This is a genomic window from Sporosarcina thermotolerans (genome assembly GCF_030067815.1).
In the GTDB taxonomy this organism is placed as follows: domain Bacteria; phylum Bacillota; class Bacilli; order Bacillales_A; family Planococcaceae; genus Sporosarcina; species Sporosarcina thermotolerans.
This window is the reverse complement of sequence record NZ_CP125968.1, coordinates 1,522,202-1,546,997: the sequence shown is the minus strand read 5'-3', so window position 1 is coordinate 1,546,997 and position 24,796 is coordinate 1,522,202. Positions and strand designations below refer to the sequence as shown.

Here is a 24,796-nt window from a genome sequence, read left to right as displayed (position 1 = left end):
AATCACCTGCTCTCTCCAATCACTTGTAAATAACGGCCATCACCAATAGCATGTAAATGATTCTTGATTTGCTCATCAACAATCAACCGGTTCAACTCGCCTGTTCGATAGTTTGTTAAAATTCCCGATTCATAAAGAATTTTACGAAAGACTGATTGAAGTTTTTCGACAGTAGAATCCGACCAACTTGCAACGGCCGTGTCTTGTTCTGATTTAATTGCAAAGTAGGAATTTATATCTTTCTTTTCCAAGGTGTAATTATGCGTGCTTAACTTCTCTTGCATCACTTCACTCATGAACTCAAAGAAAAGCCTGTCCGTTTTCATAATCGCGTACAGGTTTACAAGTTTACTTGACTCCAGTGTTTCTTGGAGAACATACTTGCGTAAATAGTCATCAAGAGCATTTACTCTTTGCAAAATATAAGGAAGTCCTCTCTTTAAACTTGATAACTTTTCATATTGAAATAAGTTTTCCGTCAAAACTTTGTGCCGTATTTCATCATCTGACAAACCATTTTCTTTTAGAGTTGCAATTTGCTTAAACTCAAAAAGCATGAATGACGCGCCAGTAAGGGCCGCACTGTACTTTAATTCCATTGTCATATAATTCCACCTTTTCCGCAATACTAAATGCCTAAATACTTATATTTTCAACATATTATTAAAATGATAACAAAAACATTAATCTTACCTCTTATTCTACTGGTGTTTATGTAATATATCCAGATACTTCGGCTACCATTCGATTGGTGTCGGCAAAGGTCTTAAAGTCCTATTGTTCCTACAACGAATCTATCCCCATTACTCATTGGAATTAGTGGTGGCCTACCCTTAACCAATTCATTTTGTTCGAGCTGATCCAATAATCCGAAGTCTATGCGTTTAAATTGTCTACACACGATTTTACGATGTACCAGCTTTCATAAACAATTATTTCTCAAAACAAAAGTACTTCCCTTCACATTTATAGAAGTACTAATACAAGAATGGAGATAATAATCTTGGACTTCTAAGCAGTATTTTTAGACAGGGATGGAACTATCGGGGCCAGTGACAGTGTTATTTATCCCGGGGGGTTTAAGCTTCCCCCGTGTTGCAGATTCAATCCAGCAACCTGAAAAAGCAGGGATTTTTTTTTATTCACAAACCAACCATGTATTTCAAAGGGCGACGCATCCTACCAATGTTTCTAAGATGAGCTCATCAGATTCAACTTCGATAAATTTATCTTTGTCCGCATGGGCATACAGATGGATGTACCTGTAGAAAGCCTTCGCCTAAAACGCTACTTATAGCCACAAAAGGGAATAACTTGAATTGAGAGCAGTGTGTTGTCATCGGGGACAGATGGACTGATTTGCTGGCTGCGGATGAGGTTGAGTGTAAAAAGATATTGGTGAAAACGGGGACCGGGAAGGATGCATATTACAAATATAGTATTGGTGAGTTTTTTAGTAGGTAGAAAGATGTTACACATGATTTGATTGCAGAGGATGTGAATGAAGCTGTAAATTGGTTGTTGGCTTAAATATTTCTATGCAAATAGAAAACCCTTTCCAAGTCAATTGACTTGAAAAAGGCCAATACTTCAGTTATCCCTTTCAGTATGTTTATTATGCATGTTAGGAATAACTATTTTCTTAGGTGTACGCACTACTTTCATATCCCAAAATTCAACTAGCTTTGGTGAAATTTTTAACAATATGATTTTTACTATCGAGCGTTTTTGATTTCTATTATAAGTAGTTGATTTCAGTATTAACAGAAATCCAAATAGAGTAACCACGAGTGAAAGTATATCGATTGATATATAATATAGTTCTTCAGGATAAAGTTTGGCGTTATACTTATCCCATAAGCATAAGTAAACGAAAAGCAATGCCGATATAACACTGAATTTTGAAGTCTGAAATGAAATATGAATAAGTTCATTCCAAAATCTAATAAATGGATTAGATGTTAATGTCTTTTGAAACCACCTATATTCACCGTACAGCGCATTAAAGTTCTCCCAGTATTCATCAGAGATAATCTTATCAAGAAAATATAATGATTCCCAGAATTCTTTCCAATCCTTTGCATTTCTACTTTTTTTAAACTTCACAAATAAAATTTCACTTTTTATAAATTCCTCGATTGCATCTTTATTACCTAACTTTGATATATTAGAATTTGTCGAATTAAAGTTACCGAAAAATTCAATCAAGTAATCTTCTCTGTTTTCATAATTATTTTCTCCAAATATGCGTCTAAGATGGAAATACATTGGACCGCATAATCCATTTAAATTATCATCTAATTGTCGATAAAATCGTTCAATCTTATTACTCCTTTGTCCAAATAAATATCCCAAGCAAGCGACGATTATTCCTATAACTATTGGTAAATACGATAGATAATCATTAATAATTAATATCCCCCCTATATGTTCAGTTAAATAGATTATGTTTACTGACTTCACCCAAAATCTTATAAAGGACTTCTCAATGTTAATGTTCATCCTTACTTTCGCCCAATTTTTATTCCAATTTCATAGATTCCCTTGTTGTTGAAAAAAGTTACAGTTTTTCTATCCTTATGAAGTTAATTTGTCCAAAAACTCAACCTGAATATATTTAGGTAATATTTACATAGTTGACTTAATAATAATTAATAAAGCGGACAATTTCAATAGGAGCTGAAAGAGTGGAAAAGAACTCAAAAAGGATTTGGATTTCCAGTGAAATTTTTTATTGGGACTCTTCTTCAACCGGTGGCACAGTACTCTCCCAAGAACCTATTTCAAGAGCTTATAGCATTTGGGAGCATGCGAAAACATTAATTGAGGGAAATAATAGCAAGTTCGCACTTGCAGATGGAGTCACTAATTTAAAAAGGTCCTACAATCATAGATTGAATCATATTGAAACTCTTTATTCTTTTAGAATCATAAATATCAAGAATAAACCTAAAGGTTATTTAGAGTTATTAGAAAGTTTTCAAATAGTAAGGCCTTATATAATGGATAATCTCCGTCTTATTCGCAATGCCATCGAGCATAACGATGCCCCACCACCCGATATCAATAGGTGTAAAGAATTACTTGACGTTGTGTGGTATTTTTTAAAGTCAACGGACAAATTAGTTCAACTACTACAAGAAACTTGTTTTGAATTAGAGAATGAGGATAGTCATGGAGAAGCAAAATATTGGTTTGAGCCAACTATAAACTATGGAAATCCTTTTAGTATTTTAATACGTGGAAATTTCCCTCGAGACTTGGTTTCATACGAAGAAAAGATAGGTTTTTTTATGATAGATAAAAAAAATCCGATTAGCGAAGAACAAAAACGTTTTCCATTCCATATAAAAGAGTATGGCTCCTGTTTTTCTATATTTGGGCCTGTTAAATTGGAAACAATTGAAATAGAGAAACTGGTGTCCAAAGTAATTACAGCATATTAGCGATTGCCGATTGTAGAGGGAGGGATAACACTCCCTGATTCGATTTCGCCTGAAAAGATGCAGATTGATCCAGGTTTTTGCTCTACATCACTGTTTCGAATCTACGTCGAACACGTGTCGATTTATATGTAAGCAACGAAGCCAACTGTAATCATACGATTGGCTTCATTGTATTAATTCACCCTACCTCCCCAAAACCTCCCCCACATAATAAGGAAATTTAACCGCCTCCCACTTTGAAAAAGGTACCAGGTTCTAACACAATTCGAAATTCAATGAGAACCTAATACTCGAAATGAATGTGCAGGGCGATGCTAATTTTCCTTCCAACTAATAGGATAAGAAACCATACATTTAAGTCGAATATGATACAATCGAAAAAAACTAACAAATGAGGCGAACGATATGTGCCGTAACATTAAAACACTGTTTAATTTTCACCCTCCAGCTACGACGGACGAAATTTATGCAGCGTCGCTCCAATATGTTCGGAAGGTTTCTGGTTTTAGTAAGCCATCCAAGGCGAACGAAGACGCTATTAATCGTGCTGTTGAGGAAGTGTTTATTGCTACACAGAATTTACTTAACACATTAGTAACGAATGCCGAACCCCGTAATCGAGAAGTAGAAGCTGAACGGGCTAAAGCCCGTAATGCAAAAAGATTTGGATTGGAAAATAGGGATTAATCTGTGGTGCCTGTGCAATACACATTTATGACAATTCTATAAAAGTTATCTATATGCATGAAGTAAGCCACTAATTGTTTATTTAGTTGGCTTTTTTCTTTATTTTACGCAATTTTAGTGTATTGCCTGAATAGCGTGTAGCACTGACACCCAATTACTACCTCCCCAAAACCTCCCCCGGTTAACAATTAAAAGTAAGTAATTTGTCAAACACACTCTCAACTCAATTTGTTACGATTAATCAATACAACAAGCAACCACATAACGGAGTTGATAGGAAATGATATGGACGATTATTTCGATCGTAATCGGTACACTTTGTATATTTATATCGAGTCCACAAGTAGACTTGTGGAGTGGTTAATGAATCGATTTGCAATTCATTCAAAGATTGACCCAAACGATATTACTGTAACTTTTAACGGAAAGCGCTTGGAAGAGGAAGATAAAAATCGTTTAAGTGACTATTTTAATGAGGCTCAATTCGTAAAGAGAAATCATATATTTCCCGGGACTGAGGAATCGTTTCTGCATCCAGAGACTGCTGTTATTCCGTTTATTATCAACGTTCAAAGCAGGAAAAAGGAAATGAATTTCTATCTTTACCCTTATGACGATCATGTTGATGTCGTCAAGCAATGGAAGAAAAAAATTATATCATTTACTCTGAGTTCCGAGCCTCTTCAAAACTTCAGTATTTCTGAAAAAGCCTAAAAAAGAAGCATGATTCCTCATTTCATAGGATTCATGCTTCTTTTTTAGTGTTATTGGATCTAACTCATTTATAAAATAGATTTCCCTTTTTTTTTCGAGAAATAGTTTACTATCCTTATTGATCTAAGCACCCATAGTTTAAGTGCAAGAATTCACAATGACTTTCATTTTTTTAGTAATTTTAAGTAGAATTCAGGTAGTTCGTTACCTTTTAATTTATACCATTCAATTACATCGATATCGTTTACGTCTTAATTTGTTCTTATAACTGCTTATAATAGCCTATCGATGGATAATAACGGTCATATTCAATTTTATCTATCGCTTCTAACGTATAAACCTCATAAATCCCTTCAGTTATTACATAATCACAAGGCTTTCCTTTTTCATCTTGTGCATAAATCCGTCCATCCTTTATTTCTATCGATATTGGTGAACGTAACCCTTTTTCAATACCAAACACGTCGTAATACTCTACTTTTTTTTCAAAGCCTAATTTTTTATAAAAGTTATTCGCAGGTTCATCCCCACGTGTATAGAGTTCAATAAATGTCACATTAAAGCTTTTAAGTTTAGTAAGGGCTTCTACATATAATTTTTGTCCAATTCCTTTGTATTGATGGTCTGGATGGACAGCAATTACTTGTAAAAAAGCACCTAACCCCTCACCTAATGAGGTTGTTTTTAGTGTTTCATCATCGAGTATCATATCTAAAATCCCTACAACCTCGCCATTTTCTATTGCTATAACTCAATAGAGGGTCTACCTTCAAAAGTAGGCTTCTTCGTTACAACATCCTCATACATTGATGTATGTAAATAAGCTAACACTCTACAACGTAACCAACCTTCTTCATACTCATCTCGAAAATTAATAATCTCCAATATTACGCCCCATTTCACTATTTCCAAACTTTTTTAAACCAATAATATAGATTCGATACAATTCAAGATATACCTTCTTATTCCAATACTATAACCTCATATTTTCTCTACAAGAGGATTGCTCTGAATAACATTACCAAATTTCTGCTTCTAACCATATAAAATGTACGATTGTTCTAACGGAAATGTACAAGCTGCTTCATTTCCCTTTCATAAAATACATTTCGATTCCCTCGAGTCCTCTTTTTACTTTTTCAATAATCTCATTTGACACGAAGAATCCCCCAATCTCACACTCATTTATCCCCTTGATATTACCATAAAACTTCATCTCTTTATTGCACTAAACTGCCCCGTTAGCCATCCATGCAGCAAAAAACGCTGCACCACAGAGGATGAAAATTGTTTCAGAACGGGTATAGATTAGTATGGCTGGCGAAGAAGGTCGATCAACTATGGTGCCATTGAGCCCATCCGTTAGTCTGACTCCAACGACCACGGTGCATCACAGACTGTCGCACTCTATATGAGTAGCACTCATGGGAGATTAATCCTACTCTGGTTATTGCACCAGCCTGCCTTTATTCAAGGAAGAATGGAGTTGTTGGTTCCTGATCTATCTTCCAACTCAATATACAATCTGAAGGCTCAGCCTTTTTTTAAAAAAGCTTTTTCTGAGTCTCTTTTGTTATGCAATTTTATAGATTTTGAGCGTTTTTTAATTTTCATGGGAGTTGAATAAAAAATTCTGTATTATACTTCAGCTTTGACTTCGAATGATAGTGCCTTATTTATTGCAGAATCCCCAAATTCAGTCGCTAATGCTTCCATAAAGATAACATCCCATAGACGGCCTCCAATAAAGTGTGATTGTCTTCTACGACCACATTCAACAAACCCTGCTTTTTTATAAGCTCGAATTGCATTTTCATTAAACTCATATACTTTCAAAAAAACATTGTGTAGTCCAGAAATGTTAAAAGCATAATCAAGAATAAGTAGTGCTACCTCCGTTCCATAGCCCTTTCCACGACTATCTTTTTCACCGATAACAATATTAAATTCAGCATTACGGTTTTTATAATCTATGTCCGATAAATATGTATTCCCTATTGGTAGCAATGTTTCTTTCTCATAAATTGTAAAAAATATATAATCCCTCGATTTAGCTACTTGTTCGAAAACCGAAACTTCTTCCTCCAAAATAACAGGTCTTGTAGAAGCAAGTGTTTTAGTAGTTTGAAAATCATTATTCCAGCGATTGTAATAAGAAACTAAATCACTTCGTAGGGGTCCTAAAGATACCAAACTACCAGAAAAGTTAATAATTATTTGATTATCTTTAACATTTATCAAATATGACACCTCTTTTTTAAGTTCTTTTATTAATAGTTCTATTAAAAAGAATAATTACCTCTAAAAACATGAAATATTAATCCCTTATTAAACTAACCTGCCTCGTTAGTTCAATAAGGAAAAATGCTTTACTCCTTCTTGAAGTAAAGCAATTTTACATTTTAGGTAATATTGTTGTTAGTTCAATTAAGTCATCTATTACCAAATCAGCCTGTGCGAGTTCATCTTCTTGTGCAAAATCAAAATTACATCCAATTGCAATTAAACCATTGTTTAAAAATATTATTATTTATTTCACTAAACTGTTTCTACGTTTAGTCCTTAACACCTTTGAATATGTAGCTAACAATGAATTGTAATTACTTATTTTGTTTCCCGCTTCAGATCTAAAATTTAACAATTCCATACATATTCATCCCTGAATTTATTTTACATAAAACCTGCCCTATTTATTTAATTCAACAAAAGACAGCAGCGCTTCTCCTTCCTTTGAAGATACACACCCGTTTATTCTTTAATGTTTTCGAACAAGAGCATCTAATCTACCACCTATTTCAAAAGTTTCACATTTTACAAGACAGTAGGTAAATTCTAACGTATGATTAATAATAGCTACTAGTCTTATTGTTTCAAATTGAAAGGAGAAAATTATGAAACCACCTACAGCAAAGCAAATTCCATATAAACACCGAATACACGGGGATATCCGGGAAGATCATTATTATTGGCTGAAAGATCGCGACAACAAGGATGTCATCAACTACTTGGAAGAAGAAAACCAATACTATGACCACATCTTGGAACCGCTGAAAGAACAAACCGACGAAATCTTCGAAAGTATGGTACAGCGTATTCCGGAGACAGAAGAAAGAGTGCCTGTCCAGCGGGGGCCTTACTTCTATTATTCCCGATTGGAAAAGAGAAACAATATCCGATATTCGCGCGGAAGATTGCAGCAAACCGGGAACAGCTGGATAAAGCAAAGGAAGAAATTGTGATCGATGTCAACGAACTCGCACATGAAGATGAATATTTAAATGTAACAGAGAGGCGGATTACTGCTGACCACCGCCTGCTTGCCTATTTGGAAAACCGGGACGGATCCGACCGTTACACACTCTACATAAAAGATTTGGAAACAGGGAGTCTCTTGGAAGATCAGATTCCGAACGTCTATTTATTCGGAAGTATCGAGTGGAGCCGGTCTGGTCAATATATTTTTTACATCATCATGGATGAAAATCAGCGGCCATATCAGCTATGGCGCCACCGTTTAAGTACAAGCAATACTGATGATGAACTTATTTACGAAGAAACCGATCCAACATTCACCTTATTTATTAATACATCACAGAGCGGAAAATTTATCTTTATTCAATCCCATTCAACAGAAACGACAGAATTCCGCCTGCTAGACACGGATCTACCAGAAGACCCGCCAAAGCTCGTGGATGAACGCAAGCATGGAGTCACCTATGATGTCGAACATTGGGAAGATGATTTACTTATCTTAACGAATGAAAATGCACTCAATTTCCAGTTGCTGCGGTGTCCGCTTGATAATCCCGGTTTGCGCGAGCCTGTAATCAATTACGATGGGAAACGCTTCCTTCAAGCGGTTTACCCTTTCCGTGATGCACTGCTTATTTTTGGACGCGAGAAAGGAATGACACAGATTTGGAGATTTCACGATGGAAAACTCGAGCAATTTGCATGGGATGAACCGATTTACACGGTGTCTGTAGTCGGTAATCAAAGTTATACAACAACAGAAGTGCTGATTGAGTATCAATCGTTACTTACACCGCGAACAACTTTTGCTGTTGATTTATTTTCAGGTAACAAGCAGCAGCTACAAGTTGCTCCGGTTAGTGGAAATTATGACCCTTCCTCCTACCGGCAAAAACAAGTGTGGGCCACTGCAGAAGATGGCGTGAATATACCAATGATTATGGTCTACCACAAAGATGCCTTCCTTTCTGGACCAGCTCCATTGATTCTTGAAGGATATGGTTCCTATGGCGCCAATAGTGATCCTTATTTTAATCCGTACAGCATCCCGCTCTTGGATAAAGGAATTGTCTTTGTGACAGCACATATCCGTGGCGGTTCGGAAATGGGTCGAAGCTGGTATGAAGATGGAAAGATGCAGAAAAAGCGGAACTCGTTCACCGATTTCATCGCAGCTGCGACCTATCTCATAGACGAGAAATATACAACCTCCAGTCAATTAGCAGCACGCGGCGGGAGTGCGGGAGGCTTGCTTGTCGGAGCTGTAGCAAACGTGGCTGGTGAACTCTTTGAGGTAATTGTTCCGGAAGTGCCTTTTGTTGACGTTGTAACAACGATGCTTGACGATACGATTCCATTAACGACATTGGAATGGGAAGAATGGGGGAATCCTCAAAAACCGGAAGACTATTTCTATATGAAATCTTATAGTCCTTACGATAATGTGGAGAAGAAAGAGTACCCACATCTGTATGTTACAGCCGGGCTTAATGATCCCCGTGTCGGTTATTTCGAACCGGCCAAGTGGGTCGCACGGCTTCGAGAAAAGAAGACCGATGACAATACACTTGTACTGAAAACAAACATGGGCGCCGGGCACTTTGGGGCATCCGGACGTTTCAATCAGCTAAAAGAAGAATCGGCATGCTTAGCGTTTATTCTGGATAAGATAGTCGTTGACTGAGATTGAGGAATGATAGAAGAAAAGTAAACAAATCCTCTAAGACTGATTGAATCACATTACACAGGTAAAAGATGACTAAAATAGAATCCTGATGTCTAAGAAGAAATCCCAGATAATTGTATAAGAGCAACGCCATAATTGTGCGTTGCTCTTATTAAACTTTTGCACCTGTTAACGGAACTAAAATGGCAGGCTTTGAATAAGTGTAATCGTTATCACTAATGCAGATAAAGATCCTGCAGACAATAATGTTATCATTTTGCCCCACTTTATCTCTTTTGAAGGTTTTACAGCCTCATGGGAAACTGCAATCCATATAGCCATAGATACTATAACTAAGATGAAAATAACTTCTTTAGACACATTTTACACCTCCAAAACTATATTAATCTCGGTACTTATATACGAACTAGAAAAATTAAAGTTCACTATTACCAAAATACCTAAGACAAGGCGTGTATATTCTTCAATCAAACTCCTCATTCCTTCTTCAACTAAACTGCTCCGTTAGTTGAATAAGAAAAAAGAGCCGTCTAAGCAGCCACATGATCCTTCACTAAAGCACCCGTTAGCTCAATAAAGATGTTTATTCAATACTCATTTTAAAGAAACCCTCTGGATACAAATAGTCATCTTCAACATCTACATCTGGGTACCGAGTAAAAACAGACTCAAACTTATCATTTTCGATAAGGTAGTCAATAACTTCATAAATTCGTTCTTTACTTACAATATCTATTAGAACCATATCGCTTGACCAAAGATACGCACCTTTCATACATTCCCCTGTTTTTGCATTCTTCTCTCTCAATGTTTGTATGTTTTTGTAGGTGAAAAAACTCGCAATCCATTTAGAACGGTTAGAAAGTTACGATGACATCAAGGTTGTCATCTTCAACATTCCATTCACCTTCAGCCCATTCTTCAGCTTCTATCCATACGCTTCTGTTGTTTGTTTCTTTCAAAGGAACACCGCCTTAAATCAGATATATTACAGCTTTATTCTCTAATATTTGTTGAACTAAACTGCTCTTTTAGTTCAATAAGTTCAACAAAAATGACATCAATCCCTTCTTGGATCAACGCCCCGTTAGCTGAAGAGTAAATACAAAACTAAGATTTTTATTCACTCCACCAATTTGGGTGTTCTTTCCACCAAACCTCAGCTCTATCTAATGATTTTTGAATATCTTTCGCAACTTCCTCAGTAGTGTAAACACTGAATTCAAAGCCTTCTCCAATACGATGCCTATCATTAAAAGAATTACCAACAACCTGATATACCTTAATTTTATTTACAGGTATTTGTTCTTCTTTATAACCCGTCCTTCCGCTAAGTGGACACTTTGAGATTTCTACGTAAAGAGTACCTTCCCACTGACTAAACTGAAACATTAACAAGTCCGTTTGATTTTCCAAATTCCTATAAAAATGTGGAAACGAGCCTTTAAAACTTTTATCTCTTAATGTTGGGATAACAATTTGTTTCAATGAATTAACCATTGCATCTCGTTCTACTGACAAAATCAAAACCTCCGGATAACAAATTACTCGGTGCAGACTCTTGTTATTTGTTAAATTCAAGACACCATGCTATAGCATAAGCAACACTTGATGCAATAATTATTGCCGCGAATAAATAGATAGGGAAAGAAGGATGATGATAAGTGTAATTTGTAGTGGCAAACATAACCAACATTGCAATTACTGCAGCCAATGAGAGGGTAACATGCGAAGCTCTGGTTGCTTTATTAGTGATGAGTAGTTCCCGTTCATCTGAATCTTGAAATTCTCCAAATTTCATTAGTAAATCTAACTTCTTTCTCGGTTTTAATTTCTTTGACATCACCATATAAACGAGGATCAGAAGGAAACATAATGCAAATGGGAACAAGTTAAATTCCACGTCAACTGGCATGAATTGACCTTCAGCCAATGCTCGATCGAATTCATCGATTAACCAAACGTTTTCATAAGCAAATGCCACCGCATACGCAAATACACCTATAATAATGATTTTGCTAACACTTTCAAATATCACGACCTTCACTTGCCATCCTCCTTGAAAAAGACATTTTCTATTGGCTCCTCAAATACATCCGCAACATTCATCGCAAGTAATAGCGATGGTACATAGGTTCCTTTCTCCAACGATATGATGGTCTGTCGTGTTACACCTACTTTCTCAGACAAGTCCTTTTGCGTAAGGTTTGACCTTGCCCTCAGCTCTTTTATTCGATTCTTAATCTCCATTTCTTTCCTCCTTTATCTCTATCTCAAATGTAAAGAACTTCTTACAAAAAGAAAGCCCTTTTTACATTTTAAGTGTTAGGAATATGAAATACAATAAAACACTCATAGAGAATAAACGCTATGACAAAGATAATGGTTGATTTAAAATGCACATAAAAAAATGAGCTGGAAAATGTCTCCACGCTCATTTTACTTCGGTGTTTTTTTACTAAAGCACCCGTTAGTTGAACAAGATACTAAAAGATATTAATTATTATAGGCACAATAAATACATTATTTCATAACTCTCTCTAATATCTCACTAACAAATTTAGTTTTACCCTCAGTGTAAGTTGCTCTGTCTATCGCAATCTTTGCCAAATATTTCTTTAACTGTTCATACTCAGCAACTGCCTCTGTATTGTTACGAAGATAATTTCTAAATGCTAAATGTCTGGCTAGTTCTTTACTATCTTTATTGCACACATATAAATGATGTTCAATCCAATTTGTATCTTTTTCATTCCACGGAACAAATGTATCCTTTCTTCCAAAGGCTTCTCTACCCTCAAAATTCCAATTTTCTTGATGATAGTAACCTATCTTTTCTAGACCTTCTATAACAGCAGGCAAAACACAATAATCTTCTATTACTACATCTATATCTAGAATTGGTTTGGCACTAAGCCCTTTAACTGATGTGCTTCCAACGTGTTCCACACATATTATTAAATCACCTAAAGTTTTTTTTAGGAAATCTTCTAATAATATGAAGGATTTTTCCCATTTTTCATTGTATGTAACTATTTCAATACCAGACTGATTATTCTCTTTTACTGACATCTTATCCCTCCACTCGTTTCACAATTACTAAAAAAATCATTTTACACTTCTAAAAGTAATAAAGAATGTCCTTCTTAAACTAAACTGCTTCGTTAGTTCAATAACTCATAAATCGTTTTTGCTGAACTTTTTGACAGGGTATAGATGGTATGAGTATCGTTTAAATTCATTATCGTGCCTCTTTCTTCATTTATCCAAAGAAAATAGCATTCTTCACCAATTTCAACTTTATACTCAGGATCGGCCATATTAACTATACCAGGCATTTTTACAGCGTTGTTGAACGCTTTCACAAAATCATTAACAACTTTGGGGTCTGTAAAGGAGGTCAATGAATCTTTTTTGATATCCGAAAAACTTTCCATTTCGTAAACAACTACTTTTTGATTGTTTTTAGAGGAACATCCACTAACGAAAAACAAAGTGAAAACCCCAGCTATCAATAACAGTGACAACCTTTTCAAAGAAGCACCTCCCTCCCTCTAAATAATTAGACAAAATTAAACAAATAAAGTTTCACATTTATCAAACCACAAGGATTTTCCTTCCCATTTAGAGAATGATGTAATGATACATGAATGGAGGCAATTAATCTTGCGCATTCAAGCAGTATTTTTAGATAGGGATGGAACTATTGGGGGCAGTGATCGTGTTATTTATCCTAAGGAGTTTACGCTGTTCCCCGGCGTTGCTGATTCGATAAAGCAACTGAAAAAAGCGGGGATTTTAATATATTCATTCACAAACCAACCAGGTATTTCAAAGGGCGAAGTGTCCTTTATAAGCTTTGAAGAAGAGCTCACTGTTTTCGGCTTCGATAAGATTTACCTTTGTCCGCACAGGTCTACAGATGGATGTACTTGCAGAAAGCCTTCTCCCGAAATGCTACTTACAGCCGCAAAGGAGAATAACTTGAATCTGCAGCAGTGTGTAGTCATTGGAGACAGGTGGACTGATTTGATGGCTGCGGATGAGGTTGGGTGTAAGAAGATATTGGTGAAAACAGGGAGCGGGATGGATGCGTATAACAAATACATAAATGGAGAGTTTTTTGGACGGTGGAAAGATGTTACTCCTGATTTCATCGCAGAGGATGTGAATGAAGCGGTGAATTGGTTGTTGGCATGAATGCTTACCATAATGGTCAAAAACTCATGGAATCCTGGTTCTCCCCCGCAATCCTCTTCTTTCGAATCGCTCATCATTTCCTCGTTCAATACGTTTCATCACCCCTGTATTAATGAGTACATCGAAATCCAACTCACCACCTAACTGTCAAATTGTTATCTGAGTAGTAAATCAATTTACTTGTTTATTGCGAACATTTATTTTATTATTTGTATAACGAATATGGGGGTGTCTATGTTGGTCGCTTTGGTAAAAGAGGAGTCCGCAGGATACGATTTGGAATTACTGGAACTTCGAAATGATTTTGTATTCAAATCCTTTTTCACGGATGAACGGAATAACGGTTTGCTTTTACATTTTGTCAATTCGATTTTAGGGGGAGCATTCAGTCATTACAGGTAATCGACCCCACGAACAAGCAGGAACATAATGACGATAAATACTCCGTCTTGGACTTGCGGGCAACGACAGATCGTGGGGAACGGATCAATATTGAGGTACAGCTGCAACGGCATCCCGCTTTCAATGAGCGAGTACTTTACTATTGGGCGAAAACTTATACTGCCCAGTTTAAGAGCAGTGATCCCTACACGAAGCTGAAGAAGGTCATCCAGATTATCATCACCGATTTTGAACTGTTGCCTTCAAGCGGGATTCATAGTACATTCCTATTAATAGAACCATCGTCCGGCGTGATCTTCTCAAACCACTTGGAAATCCACGCATTACAAATGGAAAACAGGGAGAAAAACCAGTAACCGACATGGATGACTTGGAAAAATGGCTGTTGTTTTTTAAAGGAGACCAAAAAGCAAAGGAGGAAGTCGGTATGGAAAGTTCCACTTTTAAAGAAGCCTTCGAGGAAATTCGCAGACTTAGTATGGATCCGGAAACTGTCGATTTAGCCATTAGTCGGGAAATTGCATTACGTGATCATCTTACACGGTTGGAAGAGGCGGAGATTCGGGGGAAGAATCAAGGAAAGGAACAAACAATCAAAGAGTTTGTTTTAAAGATGTATGATGAATCGCTTCCTTTGGATCTAATCTGTAAGCTTGCAGATTTATCGAAAGAAGAGGTTCACTTGATTATCAATGGTAAAGCGAATAATTGACCCTAAGATGACAACGACCCTGTTAACAAATTAGCACAGGGTCGTTTTTCATTTCACCTTCCCTACCTCCCCAAAAACTCCCCGCATAATACGGAAACTTCACCGCCTCCCGCTTCAACTCACGGAACGACCGGGAAAGGCCCGTCTCTTCGCCGTAAAGCGCCACGTCCATCTTATTGCTTATGTCGATGATGCGCTGTGCGAGCTGACCGTAGATTTTGTGGTGCTTGGCTCTTGAAGGGTACCAGGTTCTAAAACAATTCGAAATTCAATGGGAACCTGGTACTCGAAATTCCATGAGCCGGTTTTTGTTTGTTGATTCATCTGTTAGAAATCCGTATTTTTCAAATCGCTTCAAAGCTGTTCGAACGTTCTGCACGGTTATGTATTTGCCGCTTTCTTCAGCAAGTTTAGATAGGGATGTCAAGACTTGTCCCGGCTGTAAATCATATTTCTGCCCTCTCCACTCCCATTCACTTGCTTCATAGTTCACCATCATGAGCAATGTCACAAGAATTACCTGCTGTTCAGGTGTCGACGTCTTCCAAATCGCCTTGTCCTTCAGTTCCCGATGTAATTTCAACCATCCCTTATTCATATCCATTCCTCCCATTCGTGATCGGATAGGTCCGTTCACTAACTATATAGAGATGAACAGGGGAAAAGGATACTCGATTGGGAAAATATTTTTTTTCGGTGCCTAAGACTCCCCAAAATTCAAAAAGCATGATTCCTCATTTCAAAGGATTCATGCTTCTTTTTTAATGTCATTGGATATAGCTCTTTCATAAAAAGTTTTCCTTTATTTTCTAAGGAATATTTCACTATCCTTATTGAAGTAAAGCACACCGTTAGTTGAAGAGTGTTGTCATCCATTTTTCATTAAATAAATAATACTATCTCGTCTTTCAACTTGAAAATTCAAATCATCATCAAAACTAAGCATAGAAGCAGAAGTTAATCTGGTATCACTTCCACTATTAAAAAAATAAATTCCATATCCATTATTCGCAGGATATCCATATAAATAACAAACCACTTTCTCATCTTTCATAAAAACTAATTGATTCATACCTTCACTTACTGATTCACTGATAGTATCCCACTTATAGCCAACGGTTTTATAGATTGTATCTTTAGAAGTATACGGGTGAAAAGAATACATTATATCCCATTCAAATGGAGTTACATTGGATAAATTCACTGATTCTACGGATTCTCCAATGTTCAACACCTCTTGTTTCAATAGCTCTTCATTAACTTCCCATAAATCTTTTTTAAATACTTTTATTGAAATAATAGTGAACAGTATTACGATAGCTATTATCATAATTTTTTTCCGTGTCATACTAATATTCCCCCATTCCCAAATCTGATAAATTCTTCATTAAAAATTCAAACGAATTCTGTTTGAAAAAGTTTCAAACCTTGTTACTAACCTACCCCGTTAGTTTATGAAGAAATCTAATTCATCAATATTATGGAATTGAGTAAAAAATTTTTATAAAGCTAACCAGTCCATCTTTTACTTCAAATTGCAAATAACTATAATCCATAATGTCTTCATTATTAAGAGCGTAAGTACAGTTATTAGGATCTGTTCTACCGTCAAGGGCTATTGATATATTTGGATAGGCATCTTTTATTTCATCTACGGTATTTCCAATCTCAATTCCCTTAGAAGTTTTGTACCCTTTTTTGCTGATGTCAATAGTCATTATCCAAAATTCCTTACCATTTTGCATTGGAGAGAAAAGTTCAAACTGAAGTCCGTCATACTCAATTTTCTTAATAAAGGAACCCGTAAGCTGACCTGCTCCTTCAATTTCTTCAATTTCTTGTGAAGTAGGTGCTCCCAATAATTCTTCTATATTTGCCTCGTAATCCCAATCCTTAAGATTAATAAATGTATCATTGATACTTAATGCGAAATTATTAATTTCTTCTTTTTCGATGGTTTGCTCGTTGGTTTGTTCATTGGATTCCTCATTGATTTGCTCATTAGCTTGTTCAGTTATATCCTCAGGAATCTCCTCTTCATTAGATACAACTACATTGTTCTTTAATTCCATACATCCACTAAGCACAGTGACTACGGTAAGGATAATAACGATTATGAAAGCGCTTGTCTTCACAATATTTTCCTCCTTCATTCATTTTAATGCTTGCTGCACTGCCAGCTATAAAAGAGAAGATGATGATGTTCAGTGAGGAATGGTGATTGTTCATTTTTTCACTAATAGATTCTACACCGAATAAAAGATATGTCACTAAAAACACTAAACTGCCCCGTTAGTGAAAAAAGACTTACTTAACTTCAATTACAAAAACATAACTCGAACTTCCCTTTTCCCAACGTGCGGAAACACTATAAATATAAACGCCTTTTTCTTTTGGTACTAATATTACATCGTCATTTAATGGGACATTTTCTACTTCATCGTTACTAAACCATATAGATGCGACCAACGTATTTTCTTGTGGTTTACGATTAAATTTTATTTTCAATTCAGCTCCAGGAGATACTGCAACAGGTTTAAGTTCGTGATGTTTAATAAGTTCCGGTGGGGAAATCATATCAACACATTGCCCCTTAATAAGCCCACCCCAACAATAAGAACCTTGTGCCACTTCTACTGTATTATTTTCAATAGTTATAGTTGGTTTAGGTGGTGTATGGTTAAATACAAAATAAATCCCGGTTACTAACACAACTACTGCTAATAAAGAAATTAAAACCTTTTTCATATACTTCCCCCTCATTGTTTCTAAAGACAACCTATTCCACTAAACTGCCACGTTAGTTCAATAACTCATTAATTTTTTTTGCTGAACTTTTTGAAAGGGTATAAATGGTATGAGTATCGTTTAAATTCATTATCGTGCCTCTTTCTTCATTTATCCAAAGAAAATAGGATTCTTCACCAATTTCAACTTTATACTCAGGATCGGCCATATTAACTATACCTATCATTTTTACTGCGTTGTTGAACGCTTTCACAAAATCATTAACAACTTCGGGGTCTGTAAAGGAGGTCAATGAATCTTTTTTGATATCCGAAAAACTTTCCATTTCGTAAACAACTACTTTTTGATTGTTTTTAGAGGAACATCCACTAACGAAAAACAAAGTGAAAACCCCAGCTATCAATAACAGTGGCAACCTTTTCAAAGAAGCACCTCCCTCCCTCTATAAAATAATTAGACAGAATTAAACAAATAAAGTTTCACATTTATCAAAACACAAGGATTTCCCTTACCATTTAGAGAATGATGTAATGATACATGAATAAAGGTAATTAATCTTGAGCATTCAAGCAGTATTTTTAGATAGGGATGGAACTATCGGGGCAGTGACAGTGTTATTTATCCTAAGGAGTTTACGCTGTTCCCTGGTGTTGCAGATTCGATTCAGAAACTGAAAAAAGCAGGGATCTTAATTTGTTCATTCACGAACCAACCAGGTATATCAAAGGGCGAAGCAACCTATCAAAGTTTCGAAGAAGAGCTCATCAGTTTCGGCTTCGATAAGATTTACCTTTGTCCGCACAGGTCTACAGATAGATGTACTTGTAGAAAGCCTTCACCTGAAATGCTACTTACAGCCGCTAAAGAGAATAACTTGAATCTGCAGCGAAGTGTAGTCATTGGAGACAGGTGGACTGATTTGTTGGCTGCGGATGAAGTTGGGTGTAAGAAGATATTGGTGAAAACAGGGAGTGGGAAGGATGCGTATAACAAATACATAAATGGAGAGTTTTTTGGTAGATGGAAAGATGTTACACCTGATTTGATTGCAGAGGATTTGAATGAAGCAGTAAATTGGTTGTTGGCATGAATACTTCTATGCACCTAAAAAACCCTCTCCAAATCAATAGACTTGAAAAGGGTCAATGTCGTTCTTCTTCTCTTCCTTATTGTGTTTACTATTCACTTCACTTGGTAGAAGCCTCTGCAAAACACCGAGTTATTTGGTTTTGCTAAAATCAATATTGAATTCACAATATCGGATGCTGAAATTATTAAATTAAACCAACTGATGAATAAAAGGAGTTCTTTAATTTCACCTAACACAAAAAACGAAGCTATGGCCGGCAGTACTGATAATCCGATAAAAGGCAAGCTCATGAAGATCCAAAATCTCATTTTAGATAGAATTGCATTTGTATTGAGCCAAAAATGGACTCCTTTAATCGTCAAGCTTATATCGCCTTTCCTGTATATGACAAGAATATGAAGAGCTTCATGAATTACAAAAACCGCAATAATAATTAACAGTACTGGAAAGTATGTCATCTGAGTGAAACTTGCCTTGATAAGCCAATAAGGAACCGAAAAAAAAGTAACCATTAACAGGTATATAAACTTCATGTAATGTTTTCGAAACGATTCATTTTCAATGAAAGGTTTCCATTCATGCAAATTCAGATTTCGCTGTGGCAAATGCCGAAACCACAATATCATTACTGTTCCTACCTTTCCTATGAACTAATTTCACCCCTCTTAGCCTAAAAGCTATTTATTCTTTTCCACTCTTCTTTGGTAAGGGTGTAATGAAAATGTATTTGTCCTTCAATTTCGGTCTCTCCATTCAAACGAAAGCCACATTTTTGACTAACTTTATTTGAGCTTCCATTGCGGGGGAGAACAACTGTATTAAGTCGATCTACATCTGTATACTGAAACAAAAAGTTCACTAACCCTTTTACTGCTGTTGTTGTGTATCCACGATTTCTATACTGTTTTGAAATCGCATAAGCAATTTCCCGGTTTGGTTCACTCAGCTCTTCTTTAATGCCTGTCGTACAGAAACCTATGAATTCACCAGTTTCTTTTAATATAATTCCCAGTTTCAAATAATTCTGGTTGCCGATCATAGGTACGGCTGCAAGGAACTCTTTATTGGCTGGAATCTCATAATTTGTCAGCCAGTTTAACCGTTGCTCTTTTGTGGATCGCCAATCTGGCAGAAACTCATAAACTTCAGGTTGTGACGTGATTTCAAAAATATGATCCACATCGTCACTTGTAAACTCTCTCAGTATGATTTCACCGCAATCTATCGTAAATAAATTGCTATCCCACACCTCTCTTTTCCCTGTTCTATTGCTGCTTGAATCTCCACTTCATTCCCCAATTATATAGCCTCCTGTTTTCTTCCTCTTCACTACAAGATGATGATTGCTTACCTAAACTTTATCCAAACACGAAGCGGGCCAATTGAAGTCCAACCGGATGCATGTGCAGCCGAGAGGGATTCGCCCTGTTCATACCCAACAAGTGGGACGCCGGGAAATTCTTTGGATACCGCTTGAGGGATTGAACGCCACAGGCCGGTGATGTCCATGTCGCTTGAAAAGACATTGGATATCCCGATAACGTTTGCTGCTTTATTTACAATAAAAGCCGCGAATTTAGACGGACAATCTATGAAGAAAAAATTCACTCCGTCTATTTCTAACAGTCTTGAGGGTATTTCCAACCCTGTTAGGTTCTTCCAATGTTCAAATTCCTTCTCGGTACGGACGATATTCCACTCATATTGGTCTGGTTTATATTCATTCAAGGTGGGATAGCAGATCCATTCAGCTTCAAATAGCATTTGATATCCATAAGACGCCAATTGAAGTGTTGCATAGCTATCTTTAACGCTGCTGATATGATTTAGATTCAAGAATTCAAGAATATCCGTGTCTTTGGTTTTTCTATTCATAGTAATCAATTCTGGATAGTATGTAGGTGCTTCCGAAGTAAGGGCCCATACCTTTTCTGTTGTGTCTGAGCGCTTGCCATATGCTTCACAAATCAATTTGCACCAGGCGATATTATTTTCCACAGCTTGATCGACATTGATTTCACAATCACGCATTTATTCACAGCCTTCATTTGAAGTAATGACTCTCTAACATCCTATTCTATTATTTATTGAACATTCGAACACTGTCAATCGATATTTATTTAATTCCACCCTTCATGCTTCTTTGGTGCCTGTGCAGAAATTAGGTACCCAAATTAATAACATGAAATATCTGTTTGATTGCGGTAAACTAAACATATAATAAGAAAAGTCCGGATGCTGTGACATCCGGTTAGCGCAACTGACATCCGCATGAAGAGCGGTTGGCCAAGAGCGAATAGTTAGTGTTAAAAAAAGAGTAACTACCCTGCTTTCTTGCCAGTCAGCGGTGGGTGGTTACTTTTTTCTTTGCGGATGAAGGTTCTAAGACATCAAATATTGGGTGTAGGAAGATATTGGTGAAAACAGAGTTTATGAAACAATAACGAGCATCCTACAGGTTGTTTTTTGCTTGAAGGATTTTCACCTTTCTTGGCGAATGGTCTCAGTGGGGGTGTGATAAATGATATCTACATTAACAAAGGGACAGTATATCGGAGAATTCACTTTAGGGTCCTGCATTCTGAGTGTAAAATCTGGTATAGAGGGAATTGTATGGAACTGCAAAAGAGAAAAAGGAACTCAAGAAGTCGAAATCCATCAGGTTCTATGGTGCGGTGAAAACAAGTACGCGGTCATTCTAAACTATTATAAAGAGACAAAGACTACTATTTATTAAGCACTCAAATCTTTGAGTGCTTTTTCTATACCTAAAAATCAAAGAGTGCGGGAAAATGAATATAGGCATGCACCTAAAAAACCCTCTCCAAGTCAGTAGACTCGAAAAGGGTCAAATTAATTTACTTTATCTTATCCTTCCACTCATTTCGAATTCGGTCGTAGTTTTCATTCACCCAGTCCATGTCAAGAATAGCTGCGTGTGATTTAATATCCGCTAAATTCAATGGAGTTTTTGATTTATAGTTTGATGGTCTGAATGAGAACCTCACCTAAATAAGAGCCAACTGCTTTAATGCGGTTGGCTCTTTCAAATATGTTTTCAATAACAAATAACGATTATTGTAGAGGGTGTTGTTTGAGCTGGAATGCTTCTTGTAGAAGTACTATAGATGACTATCAGATCTCGGTTTCCTATATTTCCGTTGAAATCTTGGCCGTTTTCGAGAACGATTTCTGTTTGCCTCGATGGATTTAATTGTAAAGTGCCGTCGCTGCTTAGTAATTGGCTGTTAAAGAAACTCACTGTTACAAGGTAATCACTGTGGACCTTCGCCATCACGATCGCCGGATACTGAGGAGGGTATATTAACGGCGCTGGCGCATTCGCATCGTAATATCCTGTTACAATATCACCGACCCTCACTTTCTCATGTCTAACAAAATAAGTGGCAGGCCCAACAACAAAATTTACAGTCGAACCGTCCATGTCTGTCAATGTAAATAATTTGTAACAGCCTACATTTGGATCGTTTGTCATGATCGGAAAATTCTCATCCCCATCACTCTACCGGTAAAAGATAGAAAGTTTGTCAATTGCATACCTCCATCATTGAGATGTTCTATACATAGTATGCAAATACATTATTAGGTGACGTCTTAAAGGGTAAAAGATGTTAGGCTGCATCGAACAGATAGAAAACCCCTTCCAAGTCAACTGACTCATTGCATAGTTGAATTTATGACAGCGTATACTCTATTGGGTTTATTTCTATACCCGAAATATATTAAACCAATGGGGGGGTATTATGAAAAGCCTAAAGAAACCGGTCGTTTGGGCAGTAATTTCCTTGGTGTTAATTTTAATCGGTAGTATAACGGCCTCACAGTTTAACAGTTCCGCTGGAGACGTGGATGTATCAAGAATTTATTTCGAAACGCCAAGAGGAGAACTTTCGGGTCTTTTGTATAAACCGAAGGATGCCGCTCAGCACCCTAAACCGACACTTATCACAACGCATGGCTATTTGAACTCTGCTGAAATGCAAGATGCCCAGGCGATTGAGATGTCGAAGAGAGGGTATGTCGTGTTGGCGTTGGATCAATACGATCATGGCCATTCGACAGGGACGATGGAAAAGCCGATACCGTTTTTCTCGTTTTGGCCACATGCTATCTATGATGCTGTTCAATATATGTATGAACAGGATTATGTATTGAAAGATGAAAATGGAAATGGGATTATCGCGGTTTCGGGTCACTCCATGGGTGGTTTTTCTTCTACTCATGCTGTCATGTTGGATGAAGGTGATTTTCAGGAATCAGGAGTTCGGAAGATTTATAGTTCACTGACCATGGGATCCGATTATCAATGGGTGAAGACGTTAGGATATAGCGCGGAGGATATTAACAATTCTTATGGCCCAAGAACATCTGGCATGGTTGCTGCGCAGTATGACGAATTCTTCTTTGGTGCGTCGGCAGGTGGTACAGTTGTAAAGAAGAATTATGTTGGAACGGAGGAGGGCCAAGGATTCCTTGGTAATCCTGAGACTTCTAAAACCGGGGAGTTTTACGATGTTAATGGTGGCAAAAGAGTAATGTATCAACCAAATGAGACGCATCCATGGAACCATTTTTCGAAACAGTCGACCGCATATGCAATCGGTTTTTATGATATGGCATTTGCGGATTATAACGACCTTGTGAAGGTTGGCAAGGATGGACAGTCATGGATGTTTAAAGAGTTTGCTTCATTTATCGCATTGATTGGGTTCTTCATGCTTGTAGTACCAGTTACATCGTTATTATCCAAACTGCCATTCTTCGCTTGGATTTACACTAAAAAGCCAGCCCTACTGCCTGAACCGGCAACAAATGGGTCAAAACTCGCAAGATATTTAATCATTGTATTTGTTGGATTGTACCCTGCCCTGTTCTTCTCCGCATTGTATGGTGGCGATGTTTCAGGAATGAGATTGTTACGGCAAATAAGTATGATCTTTATCGTACTATCGGCTATTGTTTTCATTCTCTCCTGGATCAGAAAATTAGATAGGAATATCAAAACAGGTTCCTTTGTTTTATTTGTTTTAAGCGGTATTCAATATATTATTTTAAGAGAGCAAAGTAGATTCTTTGCGACAACCGAGAATTTCGGAGCACCGGTTGTGAATTCGATTGTCTATTGGGCAATAATGTGGCGATTGTAATGCTTTTGGTCACGGTTTGCTATCACTTTGTTTCTAAGAAACCTGCAGGCGCGACGATCGAGAACTACGGAGTAAAGGTGAACATAAAATCGATTGTGGCTTCATTCGTAACAGCTGTTGTAACAGTTGCGATCGGCTATGGTGTCCTGTATGCGGTTGATGCAGTTTTCAAGGTCGACTTCCGACTTTGGACATTTGCGGTTAAAACATTCGAGCTTCATCACTTAATCGCCATGCTTAAATACGCACCCCTTTTCTTCATTTTCTACTTCATCATAGGGATGACGGTGAATATCAATACAGCCGGTGCAAAGTATGACGGAATAAAAGGCTATCTAATTTCTATTCTGCATTTCGTGGGTGGCTTGGTTCTGTACCTGATCTATCAATATGGATTATTATTCACAACAGGAACAGCGGGATATCCAAGTGAATCACTCTCCTCCATTATTGTAATCGGTCTTGTGCCTGTATTAATCATAGCCGCCATATTCAATCGTTATCTCTATAGGAAAACGGGGAATGTATATGTAGCAGCTTTTATTAATACATTGCTAATGACAATGGTAACGGTCGCTAATACTACACTTTATACGATATTTTAGCGTGAAGGTTTGTATGGTTCAGAAACAAAAGAAGAATTCATTTTGAACCAGATACCAAAGATAATAAATTATCAACAACGTAAAA

At 36.9% G+C, this 24,796-nt stretch carries 33 protein-coding genes and 2 pseudogenes; 14 read left to right on the top strand and 21 right to left on the bottom strand.

Annotated features, from left to right (window positions below):
• Positions 1-2: 2 nt before the first annotated feature.
• Positions 3-605 (bottom strand): DUF1819 family protein, encoded by a 603-nt coding sequence (locus QNH10_RS08830; protein ID WP_283734298.1) that lies wholly within the window; start codon positions 603-605, stop codon positions 3-5.
• A gap of 754 nt (positions 606-1,359) precedes the next feature.
• On the opposite strand from QNH10_RS08830, the gene QNH10_RS08825 reads away from it, so the two are divergent.
• On the top strand, positions 1,360-1,464 hold the full coding sequence (locus QNH10_RS08825) for a hypothetical protein (RefSeq protein WP_283734297.1): 105 nt from the start codon (positions 1,360-1,362) through the stop codon (positions 1,462-1,464).
• Between the two features lie 126 nt (positions 1,465-1,590).
• On the opposite strand, the gene QNH10_RS08820 is transcribed toward QNH10_RS08825, so the two are convergent.
• Complete coding sequence (locus QNH10_RS08820; RefSeq protein WP_283734296.1) at positions 1,591-2,502, bottom strand: hypothetical protein; 912 nt, start codon at positions 2,500-2,502, stop codon at positions 1,591-1,593.
• A gap of 185 nt (positions 2,503-2,687) precedes the next feature.
• Between QNH10_RS08820 and QNH10_RS08815 the strand changes: the two genes are divergently transcribed.
• The 3 genes from QNH10_RS08815 to QNH10_RS08805 all read left to right on the top strand — a co-directional run bounded on the left by QNH10_RS08815 (position 2,688) and on the right by QNH10_RS08805 (position 4,847).
• Positions 2,688-3,446, top strand: coding sequence for a hypothetical protein (locus QNH10_RS08815; RefSeq protein WP_283734295.1), 759 nt, complete (start codon positions 2,688-2,690; stop codon positions 3,444-3,446).
• A 405-nt stretch (positions 3,447-3,851) separates the two neighbouring features.
• Entirely contained in the window at positions 3,852-4,133 is a 282-nt protein-coding gene (locus QNH10_RS08810) for a DUF2277 domain-containing protein (RefSeq protein WP_283734294.1), read from the top strand.
• Positions 4,134-4,418: 285 nt separating this feature from the next.
• On the top strand, positions 4,419-4,847 hold the full coding sequence (locus QNH10_RS08805) for a YfmQ family protein (protein ID WP_283734293.1): 429 nt from the start codon (positions 4,419-4,421) through the stop codon (positions 4,845-4,847).
• 262 nt (positions 4,848-5,109) lie between these two features.
• Here the strand turns inward: QNH10_RS08805 and QNH10_RS08800 are convergent, their stop codons facing one another.
• The 3 genes and pseudogenes from QNH10_RS08800 to QNH10_RS08790 all read right to left on the bottom strand — a co-directional run.
• Positions 5,110-5,556: a GNAT family N-acetyltransferase gene (locus tag QNH10_RS08800; RefSeq protein ID WP_283734292.1), complete on the bottom strand. Its 447-nt coding sequence runs from the start codon at positions 5,554-5,556 to the stop codon at positions 5,110-5,112.
• A 929-nt stretch (positions 5,557-6,485) separates the two neighbouring features.
• Entirely contained in the window at positions 6,486-7,088 is a 603-nt protein-coding gene (locus QNH10_RS08795; RefSeq protein WP_283734291.1) for a GNAT family N-acetyltransferase, read from the bottom strand.
• A gap of 154 nt (positions 7,089-7,242) precedes the next feature.
• Positions 7,243-7,362: pseudogene (locus tag QNH10_RS08790) on the bottom strand (nucleosidase); the annotation flags it as partial.
• 376 nt (positions 7,363-7,738) lie between these two features.
• Here QNH10_RS08790 and QNH10_RS21110 point away from each other — a divergent pair.
• Positions 7,739-8,886: pseudogene (locus QNH10_RS21110) on the top strand (S9 family peptidase); the annotation flags it as partial.
• 147 nt (positions 8,887-9,033) lie between these two features.
• Complete coding sequence (locus QNH10_RS21105) at positions 9,034-9,783, top strand: prolyl oligopeptidase family serine peptidase (RefSeq protein WP_430541114.1); 750 nt, start codon at positions 9,034-9,036, stop codon at positions 9,781-9,783.
• Positions 9,784-9,963: 180 nt separating this feature from the next.
• Here the strand turns inward: QNH10_RS21105 and QNH10_RS08775 are convergent, their stop codons facing one another.
• The 7 genes from QNH10_RS08775 to QNH10_RS08745 form a co-directional block, all read right to left on the bottom strand.
• Positions 9,964-10,146 carry a hypothetical protein gene (locus QNH10_RS08775; protein ID WP_283734289.1) on the bottom strand — a complete coding sequence of 61 codons (183 nt, stop codon included), beginning with the start codon at positions 10,144-10,146 and terminating at the stop codon, positions 9,964-9,966.
• A gap of 223 nt (positions 10,147-10,369) precedes the next feature.
• Positions 10,370-10,561 carry a hypothetical protein gene (locus QNH10_RS20570; protein WP_347178024.1) on the bottom strand — a complete coding sequence of 64 codons (192 nt, stop codon included), beginning with the start codon at positions 10,559-10,561 and terminating at the stop codon, positions 10,370-10,372.
• A gap of 344 nt (positions 10,562-10,905) precedes the next feature.
• The gene (locus tag QNH10_RS08765; RefSeq protein ID WP_283734288.1) at positions 10,906-11,307 is read right to left on the bottom strand and encodes a DUF4304 domain-containing protein; all 402 of its coding nucleotides are present in this window, start codon (positions 11,305-11,307) and stop codon (positions 10,906-10,908) included.
• Between the two features lie 43 nt (positions 11,308-11,350).
• Positions 11,351-11,833, bottom strand: a complete 483-nt coding sequence (locus tag QNH10_RS08760) for a hypothetical protein (RefSeq protein WP_283734287.1) — start codon at positions 11,831-11,833, stop codon at positions 11,351-11,353.
• Entirely contained in the window at positions 11,830-12,036 is a 207-nt protein-coding gene (locus QNH10_RS08755; RefSeq protein WP_283734286.1) for a helix-turn-helix transcriptional regulator, read from the bottom strand. Before QNH10_RS08755 ends, QNH10_RS08760 begins: the two co-directional genes overlap by 4 nt.
• Before the next feature lie 273 nt (positions 12,037-12,309).
• Positions 12,310-12,858: a GrpB family protein gene (locus QNH10_RS08750; protein WP_283734285.1), complete on the bottom strand. Its 549-nt coding sequence runs from the start codon at positions 12,856-12,858 to the stop codon at positions 12,310-12,312.
• Positions 12,859-12,950: 92 nt separating this feature from the next.
• Positions 12,951-13,322, bottom strand: coding sequence for a YhfM domain-containing protein (locus QNH10_RS08745; RefSeq protein ID WP_283734284.1), 372 nt, complete (start codon positions 13,320-13,322; stop codon positions 12,951-12,953).
• A 127-nt stretch (positions 13,323-13,449) separates the two neighbouring features.
• Between QNH10_RS08745 and QNH10_RS08740 the strand changes: the two genes are divergently transcribed.
• The 4 genes from QNH10_RS08740 (at position 13,450) to QNH10_RS08725 (ending at position 15,100) form a co-directional block, all read left to right on the top strand.
• Complete coding sequence (locus QNH10_RS08740) at positions 13,450-13,986, top strand: HAD-IIIA family hydrolase (protein WP_283734598.1); 537 nt, start codon at positions 13,450-13,452, stop codon at positions 13,984-13,986.
• Positions 13,987-14,220: 234 nt separating this feature from the next.
• Positions 14,221-14,388, top strand: coding sequence for a hypothetical protein (locus QNH10_RS08735; protein WP_283734283.1), 168 nt, complete (start codon positions 14,221-14,223; stop codon positions 14,386-14,388).
• Entirely contained in the window at positions 14,370-14,744 is a 375-nt protein-coding gene (locus tag QNH10_RS08730) for an Rpn family recombination-promoting nuclease/putative transposase (protein ID WP_347178048.1), read from the top strand. Before QNH10_RS08735 ends, QNH10_RS08730 begins: the two co-directional genes overlap by 19 nt.
• A gap of 5 nt (positions 14,745-14,749) precedes the next feature.
• Positions 14,750-15,100, top strand: a complete 351-nt coding sequence (locus tag QNH10_RS08725; protein ID WP_283734282.1) for a hypothetical protein — start codon at positions 14,750-14,752, stop codon at positions 15,098-15,100.
• A 268-nt stretch (positions 15,101-15,368) separates the two neighbouring features.
• Here the strand turns inward: QNH10_RS08725 and QNH10_RS08720 are convergent, their stop codons facing one another.
• From QNH10_RS08720 to QNH10_RS08700, 5 genes are all read right to left on the bottom strand, one after another.
• A complete protein-coding gene (locus QNH10_RS08720; RefSeq protein WP_283734281.1) occupies positions 15,369-15,698 on the bottom strand; it encodes a hypothetical protein in 330 nt (109 codons plus the stop codon).
• 270 nt (positions 15,699-15,968) lie between these two features.
• On the bottom strand, positions 15,969-16,448 hold the full coding sequence (locus tag QNH10_RS08715; RefSeq protein ID WP_283734280.1) for a hypothetical protein: 480 nt from the start codon (positions 16,446-16,448) through the stop codon (positions 15,969-15,971).
• Positions 16,449-16,578: 130 nt separating this feature from the next.
• Complete coding sequence (locus tag QNH10_RS08710) at positions 16,579-17,235, bottom strand: hypothetical protein (RefSeq protein ID WP_283734279.1); 657 nt, start codon at positions 17,233-17,235, stop codon at positions 16,579-16,581.
• Between the two features lie 172 nt (positions 17,236-17,407).
• On the bottom strand, positions 17,408-17,848 hold the full coding sequence (locus QNH10_RS08705; protein WP_283734278.1) for a hypothetical protein: 441 nt from the start codon (positions 17,846-17,848) through the stop codon (positions 17,408-17,410).
• A gap of 52 nt (positions 17,849-17,900) precedes the next feature.
• The gene (locus tag QNH10_RS08700; protein ID WP_283734277.1) at positions 17,901-18,272 is read right to left on the bottom strand and encodes a YhfM domain-containing protein; all 372 of its coding nucleotides are present in this window, start codon (positions 18,270-18,272) and stop codon (positions 17,901-17,903) included.
• Positions 18,273-18,464: 192 nt separating this feature from the next.
• Here QNH10_RS08700 and QNH10_RS08695 point away from each other — a divergent pair, with 192 nt between their 5' ends.
• On the top strand, positions 18,465-18,938 hold the full coding sequence (locus QNH10_RS08695; protein WP_347178047.1) for an HAD-IIIA family hydrolase: 474 nt from the start codon (positions 18,465-18,467) through the stop codon (positions 18,936-18,938).
• Positions 18,939-19,030: 92 nt separating this feature from the next.
• On the opposite strand, the gene QNH10_RS08690 is transcribed toward QNH10_RS08695, so the two are convergent.
• The 3 genes from QNH10_RS08690 to QNH10_RS08680 form a co-directional block, all read right to left on the bottom strand.
• Positions 19,031-19,564, bottom strand: coding sequence for a DUF3267 domain-containing protein (locus tag QNH10_RS08690; protein ID WP_283734276.1), 534 nt, complete (start codon positions 19,562-19,564; stop codon positions 19,031-19,033).
• A gap of 44 nt (positions 19,565-19,608) precedes the next feature.
• The gene (locus tag QNH10_RS08685; RefSeq protein WP_283734275.1) at positions 19,609-20,187 is read right to left on the bottom strand and encodes a GNAT family N-acetyltransferase; all 579 of its coding nucleotides are present in this window, start codon (positions 20,185-20,187) and stop codon (positions 19,609-19,611) included.
• A gap of 98 nt (positions 20,188-20,285) precedes the next feature.
• Positions 20,286-20,969, bottom strand: a complete 684-nt coding sequence (locus tag QNH10_RS08680; RefSeq protein ID WP_283734274.1) for a hypothetical protein — start codon at positions 20,967-20,969, stop codon at positions 20,286-20,288.
• Positions 20,970-21,459: 490 nt separating this feature from the next.
• Between QNH10_RS08680 and QNH10_RS08675 the strand changes: the two genes are divergently transcribed.
• Positions 21,460-21,675 (top strand): hypothetical protein, encoded by a 216-nt coding sequence (locus QNH10_RS08675; protein ID WP_283734273.1) that lies wholly within the window; start codon positions 21,460-21,462, stop codon positions 21,673-21,675.
• 321 nt (positions 21,676-21,996) lie between these two features.
• Here QNH10_RS08675 and QNH10_RS08670 read toward each other — a convergent pair whose 3' ends face one another.
• Positions 21,997-22,434, bottom strand: coding sequence for a hypothetical protein (locus QNH10_RS08670; protein WP_347178023.1), 438 nt, complete (start codon positions 22,432-22,434; stop codon positions 21,997-21,999).
• Positions 22,435-22,702: 268 nt separating this feature from the next.
• On the opposite strand from QNH10_RS08670, the gene QNH10_RS08665 reads away from it, so the two are divergent.
• Both QNH10_RS08665 and QNH10_RS08660 read left to right on the top strand, forming a co-directional pair.
• Positions 22,703-24,106 (top strand): alpha/beta fold hydrolase, encoded by a 1,404-nt coding sequence (locus QNH10_RS08665; RefSeq protein ID WP_283734272.1) that lies wholly within the window; start codon positions 22,703-22,705, stop codon positions 24,104-24,106.
• Positions 24,106-24,711 carry a hypothetical protein gene (locus QNH10_RS08660; protein WP_283734271.1) on the top strand — a complete coding sequence of 202 codons (606 nt, stop codon included), beginning with the start codon at positions 24,106-24,108 and terminating at the stop codon, positions 24,709-24,711. The genes QNH10_RS08665 and QNH10_RS08660 overlap by 1 nt, the downstream gene beginning before the upstream one ends.
• Positions 24,712-24,796 lie beyond the last annotated feature (85 nt).